We start from the raw sequence: 16,977 nt of genomic DNA, 5'->3' as shown, positions 1-16,977 counted from the left end.
CCCCCCCTGCCGTTGTGGCTGCTCAACCAGCTGAGCCGACCACGGGACGTGCCGGTGACCAACGTCGTGGCGATGCTGGTGATGATCGTGACCATGCTGCCGATCCTCGGCGCTTATTACCTGACGCGGGGTGGTGAGAGCGTGGCCGGTAGCGGCGGGAAATAAATCAAGAACAGACAACAACTACCCCCTGTAGGAGCGAGCCTGCTCGCGATGAGGCCATCACATCCAGCATGGATGGTGGCTGACACACTGCCATCGCGAGCAGGCTCGCTCCCACAGGGTCCGGTTTCTACAGATAAAAATAATTAGCTTCGAAGAGGACAAAGCCATGCAAACCCAACTCCTGATCAACGGCCAACTGCTCACCGGCGAAGGCCCCGCCCAACCGGTGTTCAACCCCGCGCTGGGCAGTGTGCTGGTGGAAATCAACGAAGCCAGCGAAGCCCAGGTCGATGCCGCCGTGCGCGCCGCCGATGCCGCATTCGACAGCTGGTCGCACACGCCACCGAAAGAGCGCTCGCTGCTGCTGCTCAAACTCGCCGACGCCATCGAAGCCCACGGCGAAGAGCTGGCCAAGCTGGAATCGGACAACTGCGGCAAGCCCTACAGCGCCGCGCTCAACGACGAGATCCCGGCAATTGCCGACGTGTTTCGCTTCTTCGCCGGTGCCAGCCGCTGCATGAGCGGCTCGGCCGGTGGCGAATACCTGCCCGGCCACACCTCGATGATCCGCCGCGACCCGGTCGGCGTGATCGCCTCCATCGCGCCGTGGAACTACCCGCTGATGATGGTCGCCTGGAAAATCGCCCCGGCCCTGGCCGCCGGCAATACCGTGGTGCTCAAGCCGTCGGAACAAACCCCGTTGACCGCGTTGCGCCTGGCCGAACTGGCGTCGGAGATTTTCCCGGCTGGCGTGCTCAACCTGGTGTTTGGCCGTGGTCCTACCGTCGGCAGCCCGCTGGTGACCCACCCGAAAGTGCGCATGGTGTCGCTGACCGGTTCGATCGCCACCGGCTCGAACATCATTTCCAGCACCGCCGACAGCGTCAAGCGCATGCACATGGAACTGGGCGGCAAGGCCCCGGTGATCATCTTCGACGACGCCGACATCGACGCCGCCGTCGAGGGCATCCGCACCTTCGGTTTCTACAACGCCGGCCAGGACTGCACCGCCGCTTGCCGCATCTATGCCCAGGCCGGCATCTACGACAAGTTCGTGGAGAAGCTCGGTGCAGCGGTCAGCAGCATCAAGTACGGCTTGCAGGACGATCCATCGACCGAACTCGGCCCATTGATCACCGCGCAACACCGCGACCGCGTCGCTGGCTTCGTCGAGCGCGCCGTGGCGCAGCCGCACATTCGCCTGGTCACCGGCGGCAAGGCTGTCGAAGGCAATGGTTTCTTCTTCGAACCGACCGTGCTGGCCGATGCGCAGCAGGACGACGAGATCGTGCGTCGCGAAGTGTTCGGGCCGGTAGTGTCCGTGACCAAATTCAGCGATGAAGCGCAGGTACTGGGCTGGGCCAACGATTCCGACTACGGCCTGGCGTCCTCGGTGTGGACCGCCGACGTCGGCCGCGCCCATCGCCTGTCGGCGCGGTTGCAGTACGGCTGCACCTGGGTGAACACGCACTTCATGCTGGTCAGCGAAATGCCCCATGGCGGGCAGAAGCTGTCGGGGTATGGCAAGGACATGTCGATGTATGGGCTGGAGGATTACACCGTTGTGCGGCATGTGATGTTCAAGCATTAAAAGCTTCGCGAGCAAGCTTTGCTCCTACAGGTTTTGTGTCGTTCACATCACCGGGGGGCGCTACAAAACCTGTAGGAGCATGGCTTGCCCGCGATGGCGTCACCTCGGTTCAAGGTCGAACCGGCATTACGCACCACCAGGTTTCAAACACAACAATAACCACCGATCCGGGCGGCGCCTCCAGGCTCCGCCACGGCATCGGGCATCCGAAATCTGCCGATTTTCCGGAGAAACACACATGACTGCATCACCCGATCTCACTACCGCCGTCGTCGACAGCGACGCCGAGCAACTGCGAAAACTGGGCTACACCTCCAACTTCAATCGCAGCATGAGCCTGTGGGAAAACTTCGCCCTGGGCTTCACTTATCTCTCGCCGGTCGTAGGGGTTTATACCCTCTTCGGCCTGTGCCTCGCTGCTGGCGGGCCGCCAATGTTCTGGGCCTACCTGCTGGTCGGTTGTGGCCAGTTGCTGGTGTGCCTGATCTTTGGTGAAGTGGTTTCGCAGTTCCCGATTTCCGGTGGCGTGTACCCGTGGGCGCGTCGCCTGGTTGGCAAGCGCTGGGCGTGGATGGTCGGCTGGATCTACTCCATTGCCCTGTGCGTGACCATCGCCGCCGTAGCCGTCGGCGCCGGCCCGTACCTGGCCGCCATGCTCGGTTTTGAACCGAGCAACAACACCAACATCGTCATCGCCCTGGTGCTGACGCTGTTCGCCACCCTGGTCAACCTCAGCGGCACCAAGGTGCTGGCGCGCATCGCCATGTTCGGCTTCCTCTGCGAACTGGTGGGGGCGGTGATCGTCGGCGTGTACTTGCTGATCTTCGAGCGTCACCAATCAATCAGCGTGCTGTTCAACACCTTCGACATCAGCGTCAACGGCTCGTACCTGCCGGCCTTCCTCACCGCCTCGCTGGCGGGGATGTTCCTGTATTACGGCTTCGAGGCCTGCGGCGACGTGGCCGAAGAAACCCCGAACCCGAGCAAGAAAATTCCAGTGGCCATGCGCATGACCATCTACATCGGCGGCGTTGCGGCGATGTTCGCCTGCCTGGCGCTGATCCTCGCCGTGCCGGACATGCAAGCGGTGATCGATGGAACCGACAAGGATCCGGTCGGCACCATCCTCAACAACGCCTTCGGCCCGGTGGGCTCGAAGATGGTGATGGGCGTGGTGATGATTTCCTTCATCTCCTGCGTCATCAGCCTGCAAGCGGCGGCGAGTCGCCTGCTGTACTCCTACGCCCGGGATGAAATGGTCATCGGCAGCCGACTGCTGAAGAAGATTTCTCCGACAACCCAGATTCCGGTTGCGGCACTGTTCGTGTCCGGCGTCCTACCGGCGTTGATCATCATCCTCGGCTTCTTCCTGCAGGATGCGGTCGCCACCATCGTCAGCTTCGCCGCCATCGGTATCTACCTGGCCTTCCAGATGATCGTGCTCGCTGCGCTGTACGCCCGCCTCAAAGGCTGGAAACCCAGCGGCAAATTCACCCTCGGCGCCTGGGGCTGGGCAGTGAACATCGGCGCGCTGGTCTACGGCGTCGGCGCAATCATCAACATGGCCTGGCCACGGACACCAGATGCAGCGTGGTACATCAACTACGCCATGGTGCTGAGCACTGCGATTGTCATTGGCTTGGGGTTGCTCTACATGTGGATCGCCAAGCCGTATGACCACGGCACGGCGCCTGCGGGGGATGCGTGGAAGGTTAGTCGGTAATGGAAGTTGCCCCGGTGCCAGTAGGCATCGGGGCAACCAAACGCTTTCAGCAGGCAAGCATTTCGAAACAGTTCCTGGCGTCCCGCGGATGCATCCCCAGCTAGAGTTTCCCTACCACGCACGTGGTAGTGGTTGACGATAGTCGCAGCAAGGCCTAGGGTGTTTACGTCGTTTACAACGTATACATCTTTAGGAGAGCCACTATGGCCTCGCCCGTTTTATCGTTCCGTGTCGAAGAACTTCTGGCTCAACAGCTGGATCAGCTAGCGGCTGCCACCGACCGCGACCGTCAGTACCATCTCAAGCGTGCATTGGTTCGATACGTGGAAGCCGAGTCATGGCATCTGCAAGCCATAAGCGACGGCATAGCCGATGCCGATGCTGGAAAACTGACCGATCTGGACGCCGTGAAGGCTAAGTGGGAAAAACGTGCCGAGCGTAGTACTGACTGAGAAAGCTGAAAGCGACCTGGATGCCATCCATGAACATTACCGAGAGGTCGTAGGCGCGAGTACTGCCATCGAAATCATTTCCACCATGCTGCAATGTTTCCGGCAGTTGGAACAGTTTCCCGGCTCAGGCAGGCCTTCTGTCATGCCCGATGTACGAGAGTTGGTACTTGGCCGCTATCCCTTCATTGCCCCGTATCGATTTGCCAATGGCCATATACAGGTGTTGAGGGTGCTGCATCAGCGTTCGGAACGTTCTCAGGATTGGTAAGGGGAGAACGTCCAGCCGCGACAGGATTGCCGCGACTGAATGTTCCATTTCTTCAAAACCGCGAAACACTGCGCATCGCATCCACCAGATAACGCATCGCAATGCGGTCACTCTCCGACAATTCCCGATAGCGCTCCACCAGCTTCATCTCCTCGCTATTGAGCCGACGTCTTCGCCGGCCAGTAGATAGGCACGCAAAGATTCCCAGGATTTCGGTGATGCCTTGTACTTTCGACATGGACGATGTCCTTCTCTACGTCAAAGAAAACTTCAGAAACCGCATCGCCCTACCCCTTTTTCAGCAGCCACCCTGTGCCCACTGAAGCCACCGGCCCGAAGGGCAGAAACCGGTCATGCCCATAGAATAGAAACTATCCGGGCGCTGAAAAGTACTTTTTAGAGTAATTAGTCGAAAAAAGCAGAAATGCCCTATAAATCAGAACTCGCTGTCGGAAACGTTAACCGACATCTCTTGTTTCATTGCCGCGCCATCGTCACGCCATCAATCATTTTTTCTGCGCAACCGAACGGTTTAAGCTATTCGTTATCTGTTTAAAAGGCAGTTGCGTTTGGCCGAAGGCATGTCCGAACCGATATTTTTGATCCAGCAGTGCCAGGGCCGGCGCGGGATCGTTCACGACAGGTTGAATTTATGCATCGCAGGAATTTGCTCAAGGCCTCCATGGCCATCGCGGCCTACACCGGTTTGTCGGCCACCGGCCTGCTCGCTGCCCGAGCCTGGGCAAGCAATGGCACGGCGGATGGCGAGGCTCAGGCGTTCGACTTCGACGCACTGAAGACCCAGGCCAAGCAACTGGCCAGCAAGAGCTATCAGGATACCAAGCAGGTGCTGCCGCCCACCCTGGCGACCATGACCCCGCAGAATTTCAACGCGATCCGCTATGACGGCAAACATTCGTTGTGGAATGACTTGAATGGTCAGCTGGATGTGCAGTTTTTCCATGTCGGCATGGGGTTCCGCCAGCCGGTGCGCATGTACAGCGTCGATCCCAAGACCCACATGGCCCGCGAAGTGCATTTCCGCCCTTCGTTGTTCAACTATGAAAATACCTCCGTCGACACCCAGCAGCTCAAGGGCGACCTGGGCTTTTCCGGGTTCAAGCTGTTCAAGGCGCCGGAACTGGACAAACACGACGTGGTGTCGTTCCTCGGCGCCAGCTACTTCCGCGCGGTAGATGCCACCGGCCAGTACGGCTTGTCGGCCCGCGGGCTGGCGATCGACACCTATGCGAAGAAGCGCGAAGAATTCCCCGACTTCACCAAGTTCTGGTTCGAAACGCCCGACAAGGACAGCACCCGCTTCGTGGTCTACGCCTTGCTCGACTCGCCGAGTGCCACCGGCGCCTACCGTTTTGACATCGATTGCCAGGCCGAGCGCGTGGTCATGGAGGTCGACGCCCATGTCAACGCGCGCACCGCCATCGAACAACTGGGCATCGCGCCGATGACCAGCATGTTCAGCTGCGGCACCCACGAGCGCCGCATGTGCGACACCATTCACCCGCAGATCCACGACTCCGATCGCCTGGCGATGTGGCGTGGCAACGGCGAATGGATCTGCCGCCCGCTGAACAACCCGGCCACCCTGCAGTTCAACGCCTTCGCCGACAAGGACCCGAAAGGTTTCGGCCTGGTGCAGACCGATCACGAGTTCGCCAACTACCAGGACACCGTCGACTGGTACAGCCGACGCCCCAGCCTGTGGGTGGAACCGACGACCCCGTGGGGCGAAGGCTCTATCGACCTGCTGGAAATTCCTACCACCGGCGAGACCCTCGACAACATCGTTGCCTTCTGGACCCCGAAAAAACCGGTCGCGGCCGGCGACTCGCTGAACTACGGCTACAAACTCTACTGGAGCGCCCTGCCGCCCGTCGGCACGCCGCTGGCACGGGTCAACGCGACTCGTTCGGGTATGGGCGGTTTCACAGAAGGCTGGGCACCGGGCGAGCATTACCCGCAAGTCTGGGCCCGTCGCTTCGCCGTGGACTTCAACGGCGGCGGCCTGGATCGCCTGCCGCAGGGTACCGGTATCGAACCGGTGGTCACCTGTTCAAATGGCCAGGTGAAGGATTTCAACGTGCTGGTGCTCGATGACATCAAGGGCTACCGCATCATCTTTGACTGGTACCCGACCAACGACAGTGTCGAGCCGGTAGAGCTGCGCCTGTTCATCCGCACCAATGACCGCACACTGAGTGAAACCTGGCTGTACCAGTACTTCCCGCCGGCGCCGGACAAGCGCAAGTACACCTGACGGAAAGTCAAAAGATCGCAGCCTGCGGCAGCTCCTACAGTGGAATACGATCCCATGTAGGAGCTGCCGCAGGCTGCGATCTTTTGATGTTAAAAAGCTTCCCTTAGTCGCGCAAATCCGACTCATGAATGGGCTGGTCACGGTGGGTTGCGCGGTGATACTGCGCTGGCCATATGGCTTTACGTCCGCCCAGGTCATCGTCGGCATGCAGCGCCCAATAAGGATCACGCAACAGTTCGCGAGCGAGGAAGATGATGTCGGCCTGACAGGTGCGCAGGATATGCTCGGCCTGAGCCGGCTCGGTGATCATGCCTACGGTGCCGGTGGCGATGCCTGACTCCTTGCGCACACGCTCGGCGAAGCGGGTCTGATAACCCGGGCCTGTGGGGATTTCCGCGTTGACTGCCGTGCCGCCTGACGAAACGTCGATCAGGTCCACGCCCAGGTCTTTCAGGCGTCGCGCCAGCTCGACGGTTTCATCCGGGTTCCAGCCATCTTCCACCCAGTCGGTGGCGGACACCCGCACGAACAGCGGTAACTCTTCCGGCCAGACCTTGCGCACCGCTTCGGTGACTTGCAACACCAGGCGAATGCGGTTTTCGAAGGAACCGCCGTACTGATCACGCCGCTGATTACTCAGGGGCGAAAGAAACTGGTGCAGCAGGTAACCATGGGCTGCGTGCACTTCGACCACCTTGAAACCGGCCGTGAGCGCGCGCTGCGCGGCGTCAACAAAGGCCTGGATGATCTTGGCGATGTCACCGTCGTCGAGCTGCCTGGGTTGTGTGTGCTGCGGGTCGAACGCGATCGGTGACGGGCCGACCGGCTGCCAGCCGCCCTCGTCGATCTTTACGCTGCCATGTTTGCCGAGCCAGGGTCGATAGGTACTGGCCTTGCGTCCGGCGTGGGCCAGCTGGATGCCGGCGACGGCGCCTTGAGCGGCAATGAAACGGGTGATGCGCTGCAGGGGTTCTATCTGATCATCATTCCACAGGCCAAGGTCCTGGTCGGTGATACGCCCGTCGGCCGTGACCGCCGTGGCTTCGGTAAAGACCAGTCCCGCACCGCCGACGGCGCGACTACCGAGATGGACCAGGTGCCAGTCATTGGCCAGGCCATCGACGCTCGAATACTGGCACATGGGCGATACCGCAATGCGGTTGAGCAGGGTCAATTGACGAAGGGTGTAGGGTTCAAGCAGCAGACTCATGGGGCACCTCTCAAATCAGTGGGCAGGCTCCAGGGTTCTGTTTGAATAGTCGACGAGTGACATGAAAGGGATGCAGCACCCGCCCCCGCGGGCAAAAAATTGACAAGACGTCACAAGGATAATCAAGCAGTGCTTTAGAGCCTAGTCGACATCGGGGGATGAGGGAGGGTTCTGACGAATTCGGTGCCAGGGAGATCGCCATCGTCGGAACGCCGCCCGGAGCCGGCTCGCTCCCACAGGGGATTGCGCAATCCTGTGGGAGCGAGCCTGCTCCGGGCGGCGTTCCGACGATGGGGTCAACGGGGTTCGATGTGGGCAATCATCAGTTGAACCGTCTCGTTGCCACGAAACTCGTTAACGTCGAGTTTGTAGGCCAATTCCACCCACTTGATGGTCGGGTTCGGCCAGATATCACGGTCAATGCCAAAGGCAATGCCATCGAGTTTGACCGAGCCGCATTCACTTCTTAGCACCACTTTAAGGTGCCGTTCACCCACGACACGCTGCTCGACCAACTGGAACACCCCATGAAACAGCGGCTCCGGGAAGTGTTGCCCCCAAGGGCCGGCATGGCGCAAGGCACGCGCCAGTTCCAGGTGAAACTCCTCGACAGCCAGGGTACCGTCCGACAACAACCGCCCGGTCAGGTCTTCTTCGCGCAATTGCCTACGCACTTCAGCGTCGAAAGCTTCGGCGAACAAGGGAAAATTCGCCTCCGGCAGCGTCAGGCCAGCGGCCATGGCGTGGCCACCGTACTTGGTGATCAGGTTCGGATGCTGTGCCGCCACCACGCTCAGGGCGTCGCGAATGTGAAATCCCTGGACCGAACGCCCCGAACCCTTGAGCAAGCCGTCGCCGGCATCGGCAAAGGCGATGGTCGGACGGAAATAACGCTCTTTCATGCGCGAGGCCAGGATGCCGATGACCCCCTGGTGCCATTCGGGATCGAACAGGCACAAACCAAACGGCATCGATTCCACCGGCAAATCCTTGAGCTGGGCCAGCGCTTCACGCTGCATGCCCTGCTCGATGGATTTGCGGTCCTGGTTCATCCCGTCCAGTTGCGCCGCCATCTCCCGCGCGAGCGCCGCGTCTTCGGTCAGCAGGCATTCGATGCCCAGGCTCATGTCATCCAGTCGCCCGGCGGCGTTGAGGCGTGGGCCGACAATGAACCCCAGGTCGGTGGAGGTGATGCGCGCATGGTCACGCTTGGCCACTTCGAGAATCGCCTTGATCCCCGGCCGGGCACGTCCGGCGCGTATCCGTTCCAGGCCCTGATGCACCAGGATGCGGTTATTGGCATCCAGCGGCACCACGTCGGCCACGCTGCCCAACGCCACCAGGTCGAGCAGTTCGCCGATGTTCGGTTGCGGCTTGCTGGCGTACCAGCCGAGTTCGCGCAACCGCGCGCGCAAGGCCATCAGCACATAAAAAATCACCCCGACGCCGGCCAGCGCCTTGCTCGGGAACGTGCAACCGGGCTGGTTCGGATTGACGATGGCATCGGCTAGCGGCAATTCGTCGCCGGGCAAATGGTGGTCGGTGACCAGCACGTTGAGCCCGGCCTTTTTCGCCGCGGCCACGCCTTCGACACTGGAAATGCCGTTGTCCACGGTAATCAACAATTGAGGCTGGCGCTCCAGGGCCACCGCAACGATTTCCGGGGTCAGGCCGTAACCGTAGTCGAATCGGTTGGGCACCAGATAGTCGACATGCGCCGCACCCAGCAGGCGCAAGCCCAGTGTGCCCACGGTACTGGCTGTGGCGCCGTCGGCATCGAAGTCGCCCACGATCAGGATCCGCTGGCGCTGCTCGAGCGCAGTCACCAGCAAATCCACCGCCGCCTCGATGCCCTTGAGCTGCTGGAACGGAATCAGCCGCGCCAGGCTTTTGTCCAGTTCGGCTTCGGATTGCACGCCACGCGCTGCGTACAGCCGGGTCAACAGCGGTGGAATATCACCGAGAAATGGCAGGGTGTCGGGCAGCAGGCGAGGTTCGATGCGCATGGGGTGACAGGGGCTTCTCTTCAATACGTAGGATTAAACGGTGAGGCAGCGACTGATCAGCCGCGTTCGCCCAACAGCCACTGCAACTGGACTTCATGCTGGCCGCGGTCGTCGGTGACGAAAATCGTCCCTTCGCTGATCATCACGTCCCACTTGATCACCCGGGGCATGTCCTTGGCCAGGGTCTCCAGGACTTCCTGGGGGACCGCCGCGATGTTGACGTTTTTCAGGTTCTTGATCGCCGGGATCACCTTGCCTTCCCACACGCGCAGGCTGCCGTAGGCCAGCAGGCTGGTGCGTTCGGTGCGGCGCGAGCACCAGGTCAGGCGATCGGCGTCCGGCTGGCCGACTTCGATCCAGTGCAGGACACGGTCATCCAGGCTCTTTTCCCACAATGCTGGTTCATCCACGTCCGACAGGCCACGGCCGAACGACAATTGCTCGTTGTACCAGAGGGCGTAGGCCAACAGGCGCACGGTCATGCGCTCTTCGGTTTCCGAAGGGTGGCGGGCGATGGTCTGCTTGACGGACTCGTAGACGCTGCGATCGAGGTCGGTGAGGTTCAGTTCAAACTTGTAGGTCGTGGACGGCTGGGCCATGAACGGGCTTCTTGATACGTGGAAAGGCGGCAAGTCTAACCGATGCAGCCACCAATCAACGAATAGAAGGAGAAGTCCCTTGGGCGCCTGACAGTCGGCTATGTTAAAACTCTGTACTCGCTCAACCTTTGTCCTACAGGAACCCGCATGCCGTCTTCTGCCAAACCGCTCTCAGGTCTGAAAGTCATCGAACTGGGTACCTTGATCGCCGGCCCGTTCGCCTCGCGCATTTGCGCTGAATTCGGTGCCGATGTGGTCAAGGTCGAGTCGCCGGACGGTGGCGATCCTTTGCGCAAATGGCGCAAGTTGTACGAAGGCACCTCGCTGTGGTGGTTCGTCCAGGCACGCAATAAAAAGTCGCTGACGCTGAACCTCAAGCATCCGGACGGCCTGGCGATCCTGAAGAAACTGCTCAGTGAAGCAGACATCCTGATCGAGAACTTCCGCCCCGGCGTGCTGGAAAAGCTTGGCCTGGGCTGGGATGTCCTGCATGCCTTGAACCCCAAGCTGGTCATGGTGCGGCTCTCGGGCTTCGGCCAGACCGGCCCGATGAAGGATCAGCCCGGGTTTGGCGCGGTCGGCGAATCCATGGGCGGCCTGCGCTACATCACCGGGTTTGAGGACCGGCCACCGGTGCGCACCGGGATCTCCATCGGCGACTCGATTGCCGCGCTGTGGGGCGTGATCGGTGCCCTGATGGCCCTGCGTCACCGCGAGGTCAATGGCGGTGAGGGGCAAGTGGTGGACGTGGCGCTGTACGAGGCGATCTTCGCCATGATGGAAAGCATGGTGCCGGAGTTCGACGTGTTCGGCTTCATCCGCGAACGTTCCGGCAACATCATGCCGGGCATCACGCCCTCCTCGATCCACACCAGTGCCGATGGCAAGCATGTGCAGATCGGCGCCAATGGCGATGCGATCTTCAAGCGTTTCATGCTGATCATCGGCCGGGAGGACCTGGCCAACGATCCGCTGCTGGCCAGCAATGACGGTCGGGACAGCCGTCGCGACGAAATCTACGGGGTCATCGATCGCTGGGTCAATTCGCTGCCCCTGGACACCGTCATCGAGCGCTTGAACCAGGCTGACGTACCGGCCAGCCGGATCTTCAGCGCCGAAGACATGTTCAGCGATCCTCAGTACCTGGCCCGGGAAATGTTCCTGCAGGCCAAACTGCCCGATGGCAAGGACTTCAAGATGCCGGGGATCGTGCCGAAACTCTCAGAGACACCCGGTGATTGCGAATGGGTCGGGCCGCAACTGGGTGAGCACAACGCCCAGGTACTCCAGGAACTTGGCTATGACGCGTCGCAGATCACACAGCTGCGCAAAGACGGGGCCATCTGAGCCCAAGCGTCTGTTTGCGCGACTCATCACGCCGTGCCTGTTGCTGGCCGGACGGCGACTGTTGTTTGCCGGGCAGCGCTTGGGCGCGTTGGCGAGCCTGGCCCTGATCCTTACGTTGGCCTCGCCGGTGTCGGCGCAGCCCAAGGAAACCCTGGTCTGGCTGAAACGCGATCTACCGCCGCTGTTCATTTTCGACGGTCCGGAAAAGGGCCAGGGGGTCATCGATCAATTGCTCCGGCAACTGATCGCTGGCATGCCGCAGTACCGGCACAGTGTGTTGAAGGTCAATCGTGCCCGTGGCCTGCAAAAGCTTCACGAACCGTCCCTCACCTGCGATGCGGCACTGAACTGGAGCAAGGAGCGCGAAAGCTGGATCGCATTTTCCTTGCCGGTCTTTCGTGCCATGAGCAATGGCCTGGCAGTGCAGAGCAAAGATCGCGAAGTGCTGACGCCGTTCCTCAAGGATGGGGAGGTGGACCTGGCCGCCTTGTTGGCCACCAGCAACGTGACACTGGGCATTGTTGCCGAACGCAACTATGGCGAATACCTCGACGCCCTGCTCAAACAGGCGCCGGGCAAAGCCCTGACGCTCCATTACGGCAATGACGCCTTGGGCAGCCTGCTGCAAATGCAACGCCTGGGGCGCCTGCAATTGCTGTTGGGCTATCGCCCGGAAATTCGCTATCAGGCCCGGCAACAGGGGATCGCCGAAGATGAACTGCAGTTCTACCCGATTCGCGGCACCGGCAAATACCTGTCCGGCTACATCGGCTGCACCAATACGCCCCAGGGCCGCCAGGCGATCATCGAGATCAACCAACTGCTGCGTGCCCTGCCCCGAGAGCATTTGAGCGAGGCATACGCCGGGTGGCTCGATCCGCAAAGCCGCAGCGACTACCTGCAAGCGGCCAAAGAATTTTTCGAGCACCAGGACGGCTACTGACAATGGCCGGGCAAAAAGAAACCCCGAGAAGTGGGGAGACATCTCGGGGTTAAACGTGGTCTTTCTAAGACCCGTAACAGCAAGCGACAATCACCGGAGCACAATGCTTGCTCCTGCTGTTAATGGGTCTGACTGACTGGGAGGCAGGAAGGTTCCCACAACCTGCAATTCAATTTCGGCTGGCCAGCAACTTATCCTGTGCCGCATTGCGCAACGCGGCGATTACACAGGGCTCCAGGCGTCCCTCGGCAATCAGTACGTCGCGGTGCAAGCCGTCGACGACATCCGTCAGCTGACGCTTGTCGGTCAACTGCGCCTGATTGAACGCGCGATCGACCACGATGGCGCCGATTTCATTCTTCAAGGTCACCCGGCATTCGCCATGCATGCCTGACGGGGTCAACGTCACCTGGTACGGGCTCAGAGCCTCACCGAGCAAGAGACTGATACTTTCCATCCGATCACCACTCAATAGTCCGAAAACAAAGTGCCTGGGGCGTGTGTACAGTAAATGACCGCTGGCCCGAGTAGAAAGTTCTGGGGATGAACCTGCGTCTCTGGTCGATAGAGCATGCACGGCGAAGATGACAGGGAAAAAACAACGGCATCACGTCTGTCCGGTTCGTCGACCGGTAGATAGCCATGGGGATCGCTATTGGCAAATGTGGCCTGCAAAAACAACGAAGCCCGTCAGGAGACGGGCTTCGTTGTGTGACAGGGTTTGCCCGTTACAAAGGCTTACCGCGGTTGCCATGCTGGCTGACAAAGGCCTGTACGGCCTTGAGGTCATTCGGCAACACTGTGCAACGCTCGTCTCTTTCAAACAAATCAGAAAGATGTGCAGGGAGCTCGAGGGCTTTTCCTACACCGGCTTTTTCCACGGCGTCCGGGAATTTGACCGGATGGGCCGTGCCCAGGATCACCATCGGGATATCCAGGCTGCGACGGCATTCCCGTGCGGCCTTGACGCCGATCGCGGTGTGCGGGTCCAGCACTTCGCCGGTCTGTTCGAAGACTTCGGCGATGGTTTCGCAGGTTTGCGCATCGTCCACGGCCAGCGAGTCGAACAGTTTGCGTGCTTCGGTCCAGCGCTCTTGCTCGACGCTGAAACCGCCGCCCTGCTTGAAGCTGTCCATCAGCCCGGCAATCGCCGCGCCATTGCGACCGTGCAGGTCGAACAGCAGGCGTTCGAAGTTCGAGGACACCATGATGTCCATCGACGGCGACAGGGTCGCGTGCAGGGTTTCCTTGACGTACTGGTTGCCGCTCATGAAGCGGTGCAGGATGTCGTTGCGGTTGGTGGCGACGATCAACTGGTTGATCGGCAGACCCATGTTGCGTGCCAGGTAACCGGCGAAGATGTCGCCGAAGTTACCGGTCGGCACCGAGAACGCCACCGAACGCGCCGGACCGCCCAGCTGCAGGGCCGCGTGGAAGTAGTAGACGATCTGGGCCATGATCCGCGCCCAGTTGATCGAGTTTACCGCCACCAGGCGTGTGCCCTTGAGGAAGCCCTGGTCGGCGAAGCTCGCCTTGACCATTTCCTGGCAGTCATCGAAGTTGCCTTCGATGGCGATGTTGTGGATGTTCTCGCCGAAAATGGTCGTCATCTGGCGACGCTGCACTTCGGACACACGGTTGTGCGGGTGCAGGATGAAGATGTCGACGTTTTCGCAGTGCTTGCAGCCTTCGATGGCCGCCGAGCCGGTATCGCCGGAAGTGGCGCCGACGATCACCACGCGCTCGCCGCGCTTTTCCAGCACGTAGTCGAGCAGGCGACCGAGCAGTTGCAGGGCGAAGTCCTTGAACGCCAGGGTCGGGCCGTGGAACAGCTCCAGCACCCATTCGTTGCCGTTCAGCTGTCGCAGCGGCGCGACGGCGCTGTGGGCAAACACACCGTAGGTTTCTTCAAGGATTTTTTTGAAATCGGCATCCGGAATGCTGCCGGTGACGAACGGGCGCATAACGCGAAACGCCAGCTCGTGATACGGCAGGCCTGCCCAGGAAGCGATTTCTTCCTGGGTGAAACGAGGCAGGTTTTCCGGGACGTACAGACCGCCGTCGGTGGCAAGACCTGCCAGCAGGACGTCTTCGAAATTCAGGGCCGGTGCCTGGCCGCGGGTACTGATGTAACGCATGACTGACTCCATTGGGACAGTGTTCGCAATGCCGGGCGCCGCTCACGGCGCCCGGTAATCGATAACGGCTTAGTTCAGGTGCTCGACGCGGATTCGTACAACCGGACCGACCACACCCGCCAAGGCTTCCAAAGCGGCGATGGCGTCGTTGATACGCTGCTCCACCACACGGTGGGTCAGCAGGATCATCGGTACCAGGCCATCGTGCTCCTCGGCTTCCTTCTGCATGATCGACTCGATGTTGATGCCACGCTCGGACAAGATGCTGCCCACCTGGGCCAGGACGCCCGGATGATCCTTGGCCTGGATCCGCAGGTAGTACGCGCTTTCGCAGGCTTCGATCGGCAGGATCGGGTGCGCCGACAGCGAATCCGGCTGGAAGGCCAGGTGCGGTACGCGGTTTTCCGGGTCCGAGGTCATGGCGCGAACCACGTCGACCAGGTCGGCGATCACCGACGAAGCGGTCGGCTCCATGCCGGCACCCGCACCGTAGAACAAGGTCGAACCGGCGGCGTCGCCGTTGACCATCACCGCGTTCATCACGCCGTTGACGTTGGCGATCAGGCGATCGGCCGGGATCAGCGTCGGGTGCACGCGCAACTCGATACCGGCCGCGGTGCTGCGCGCCACGCCCAGGTGCTTGATGCGGTAACCCAGCGCTTCGGCGTAGTTCACGTCAGCGGTGGTCAGCTTGGTGATGCCTTCGGTGTAGGCCTTGTCGAACTGCAGCGGGATGCCGAAGGCAATCGACGCCAGGATCGTCAGCTTGTGCGCCGCATCGATGCCTTCGACGTCGAAGGTCGGGTCGGCTTCGGCGTAGCCCAGGGATTGCGCTTCGGCCAGCACGTCTTCGAAGGTCCGGCCTTTCTCGCGCATCTCGGTGAGAATGAAGTTGCCGGTGCCGTTGATGATGCCGGCCACCCAGTTGATGCGGTTGGCGGACAGGCCTTCACGGATCGCCTTGATCACAGGGATGCCGCCAGCCACGGCCGCTTCGAACGCGACAATCACGCCCTTCTCGCGTGCCTTGGCGAAAATTTCATTACCGTGAACGGCGATAAGCGCCTTGTTCGCGGTGACCACATGCTTGCCATTCTCGATGGCCTTGAGTACCAGCTCGCGGGCAACGGTGTAGCCGCCCATCAGCTCTATGACGATGTCGATCTCAGGGTTCGTGGCCACTTCGAAGACATCGGTGGTAATCGCAATACCGGTCGTTTGGAACTGAGGCTTTGGCGTGCGCATGGCAATTTGTGCCACTTCGATTCCACGCCCGGCACGACGAGCAATTTCCTCGGCGTTGCGCTGAAGTACGTTGAAGGTACCGCCACCGACGGTCCCTAACCCACAGATGCCTACTTTGACCGGTTTCACTGTGAACTCCCCATAAAACGGCCGACTCGAGGCCGGCCGTGAAAACAGCCGCATGCTCGCGGCTCACTATTGATGGCCCGACTGAGCTGCCGTCGGACCACACTCGTCAAAGGCTGACTCGTATTACTTTGCGCTCAGCGCCAGTTTGGCGACTTGTGGCGCCGGCTGGTAGCCCGGAATGACCTGGCCGTCCGCCAAAACGATGGCCGGTGTGCCATTCACGCCAATCGACTGGCCGAGGGCGAACTGCTTGGACACCGGGTTATCGCACTTGGCGGCCTTGATTTCCTTGCCGTCGACCATCTTGTCCATGGCCGCTTTCTTGTCCTTGGAGCACCAGACCGCCTGCAGCTGCTCGTCACCCGGCGAACCCAGGCCCTGGCGCGGGAACGCAACGTAGCGCACTTCGATGCCGCGCTTGTTCAGCTCAGGCACTTCGGCGTGCAGTTTATGGCAGTACGGGCAGGTGGTGTCGGTGAACACGGTGATGTGCGACTTGGTTTCACCAATGGCCGGGTACACCACGGTTTCCGCGACAGGGATGGCGTTGACCAGTTTGGAAACGCCCAGGCGTTCGGTCTTCTCGGTCAGGTTGACCGGCTTGCCGTCCTTGAGCTGGAACATGTAGCCCTGGACCACGTACTGGCCGTCGGCGCTGGCGTACAGCACGCGGCTGCCCTGGAGCTTGACTTCATACAGGCCCGGCAGCGGGCTGGCGGAGATGCTTTCTACCGGTACTTCGAGCTGGAGGTTTTCCAGGCTTTTACGAATGGCTTTATCAGCCGCGTCATCGGCGACGGCAAAGGTGCTGACCAACGCAATGGCGGCGGCGGCGAAAATCTGGGTCAGACGCATGAGAACTCCTGAAGGCGGACAAATGGGA

The 16,977-nt window shown here is 60.8% G+C and carries 15 protein-coding genes and 1 pseudogene; 8 read left to right on the top strand and 8 right to left on the bottom strand.

What is annotated here, in order from left to right:
• From PMI35_RS33810 to PMI35_RS33805, 5 genes and pseudogenes are all read left to right on the top strand, one after another.
• Positions 1-165 (top strand): annotated as a pseudogene (locus PMI35_RS33810) (ABC transporter permease); the annotation flags it as partial.
• A gap of 166 nt (positions 166-331) precedes the next feature.
• Positions 332-1,756: a gamma-aminobutyraldehyde dehydrogenase gene (locus PMI35_RS20760; protein WP_008057836.1), complete on the top strand. Its 1,425-nt coding sequence runs from the start codon at positions 332-334 to the stop codon at positions 1,754-1,756.
• A 238-nt stretch (positions 1,757-1,994) separates the two neighbouring features.
• Entirely contained in the window at positions 1,995-3,479 is a 1,485-nt protein-coding gene (locus PMI35_RS20765; RefSeq protein ID WP_008057834.1) for an APC family permease, read from the top strand.
• A 203-nt stretch (positions 3,480-3,682) separates the two neighbouring features.
• The gene (locus tag PMI35_RS20770; RefSeq protein ID WP_008057832.1) at positions 3,683-3,931 is read left to right on the top strand and encodes a CopG family ribbon-helix-helix protein; all 249 of its coding nucleotides are present in this window, start codon (positions 3,683-3,685) and stop codon (positions 3,929-3,931) included.
• On the top strand, positions 3,909-4,199 hold the full coding sequence (locus PMI35_RS33805; protein ID WP_081504803.1) for a type II toxin-antitoxin system RelE/ParE family toxin: 291 nt from the start codon (positions 3,909-3,911) through the stop codon (positions 4,197-4,199). The genes PMI35_RS20770 and PMI35_RS33805 overlap by 23 nt, the downstream gene beginning before the upstream one ends.
• A 52-nt stretch (positions 4,200-4,251) precedes the next feature.
• On the opposite strand, the gene PMI35_RS20775 is transcribed toward PMI35_RS33805, so the two are convergent.
• Positions 4,252-4,437: a hypothetical protein gene (locus PMI35_RS20775; protein WP_008057830.1), complete on the bottom strand. Its 186-nt coding sequence runs from the start codon at positions 4,435-4,437 to the stop codon at positions 4,252-4,254.
• A gap of 414 nt (positions 4,438-4,851) precedes the next feature.
• Here PMI35_RS20775 and PMI35_RS20780 point away from each other — a divergent pair, with 414 nt between their 5' ends.
• Positions 4,852-6,477 carry a glucan biosynthesis protein D gene (locus PMI35_RS20780; RefSeq protein ID WP_008057828.1) on the top strand — a complete coding sequence of 542 codons (1,626 nt, stop codon included), beginning with the start codon at positions 4,852-4,854 and terminating at the stop codon, positions 6,475-6,477.
• 103 nt (positions 6,478-6,580) lie between these two features.
• Here PMI35_RS20780 and PMI35_RS20785 read toward each other — a convergent pair whose 3' ends face one another.
• From PMI35_RS20785 to PMI35_RS20795, 3 genes are all read right to left on the bottom strand, one after another.
• Complete coding sequence (locus PMI35_RS20785) at positions 6,581-7,687, bottom strand: NADH:flavin oxidoreductase/NADH oxidase (protein ID WP_008057827.1); 1,107 nt, start codon at positions 7,685-7,687, stop codon at positions 6,581-6,583.
• 296 nt (positions 7,688-7,983) lie between these two features.
• Complete coding sequence (recJ, locus tag PMI35_RS20790; protein WP_008057825.1) at positions 7,984-9,693, bottom strand: single-stranded-DNA-specific exonuclease RecJ; 1,710 nt, start codon at positions 9,691-9,693, stop codon at positions 7,984-7,986.
• Positions 9,694-9,749: 56 nt separating this feature from the next.
• Positions 9,750-10,292: a YaeQ family protein gene (locus PMI35_RS20795; protein ID WP_008057823.1), complete on the bottom strand. Its 543-nt coding sequence runs from the start codon at positions 10,290-10,292 to the stop codon at positions 9,750-9,752.
• Between the two features lie 147 nt (positions 10,293-10,439).
• On the opposite strand from PMI35_RS20795, the gene PMI35_RS20800 reads away from it, so the two are divergent.
• Together PMI35_RS20800 and PMI35_RS20805 are read left to right on the top strand one after the other, a co-directional pair.
• Entirely contained in the window at positions 10,440-11,639 is a 1,200-nt protein-coding gene (locus PMI35_RS20800) for a CaiB/BaiF CoA transferase family protein (protein ID WP_008057821.1), read from the top strand.
• Positions 11,593-12,582: a TIGR02285 family protein gene (locus PMI35_RS20805; protein ID WP_008057819.1), complete on the top strand. Its 990-nt coding sequence runs from the start codon at positions 11,593-11,595 to the stop codon at positions 12,580-12,582. The genes PMI35_RS20800 and PMI35_RS20805 overlap by 47 nt, the downstream gene beginning before the upstream one ends.
• A 169-nt stretch (positions 12,583-12,751) precedes the next feature.
• Here PMI35_RS20805 and PMI35_RS20810 read toward each other — a convergent pair whose 3' ends face one another.
• The 4 genes from PMI35_RS20810 to dsbC form a co-directional block, all read right to left on the bottom strand.
• Positions 12,752-13,039, bottom strand: a complete 288-nt coding sequence (locus tag PMI35_RS20810; RefSeq protein ID WP_008057818.1) for a DUF3509 domain-containing protein — start codon at positions 13,037-13,039, stop codon at positions 12,752-12,754.
• 271 nt (positions 13,040-13,310) lie between these two features.
• Positions 13,311-14,720, bottom strand: coding sequence for a threonine synthase (gene thrC, locus PMI35_RS20815; RefSeq protein ID WP_008057816.1), 1,410 nt, complete (start codon positions 14,718-14,720; stop codon positions 13,311-13,313).
• Positions 14,721-14,789: 69 nt separating this feature from the next.
• Complete coding sequence (locus tag PMI35_RS20820; protein WP_032831503.1) at positions 14,790-16,094, bottom strand: homoserine dehydrogenase; 1,305 nt, start codon at positions 16,092-16,094, stop codon at positions 14,790-14,792.
• Between the two features lie 123 nt (positions 16,095-16,217).
• Positions 16,218-16,949: a bifunctional protein-disulfide isomerase/oxidoreductase DsbC gene (gene dsbC / locus PMI35_RS20825; protein ID WP_008057812.1), complete on the bottom strand. Its 732-nt coding sequence runs from the start codon at positions 16,947-16,949 to the stop codon at positions 16,218-16,220.
• Between the last annotated feature and the right edge of the window lie 28 nt (positions 16,950-16,977).

Origin of the sequence: Pseudomonas sp. GM78, assembly GCF_000282475.1 — a bacterium.
Lineage (GTDB): Bacteria > Pseudomonadota > Gammaproteobacteria > Pseudomonadales > Pseudomonadaceae > Aquipseudomonas.
This window is presented reverse-complemented; position numbering and strand designations above follow the sequence as displayed.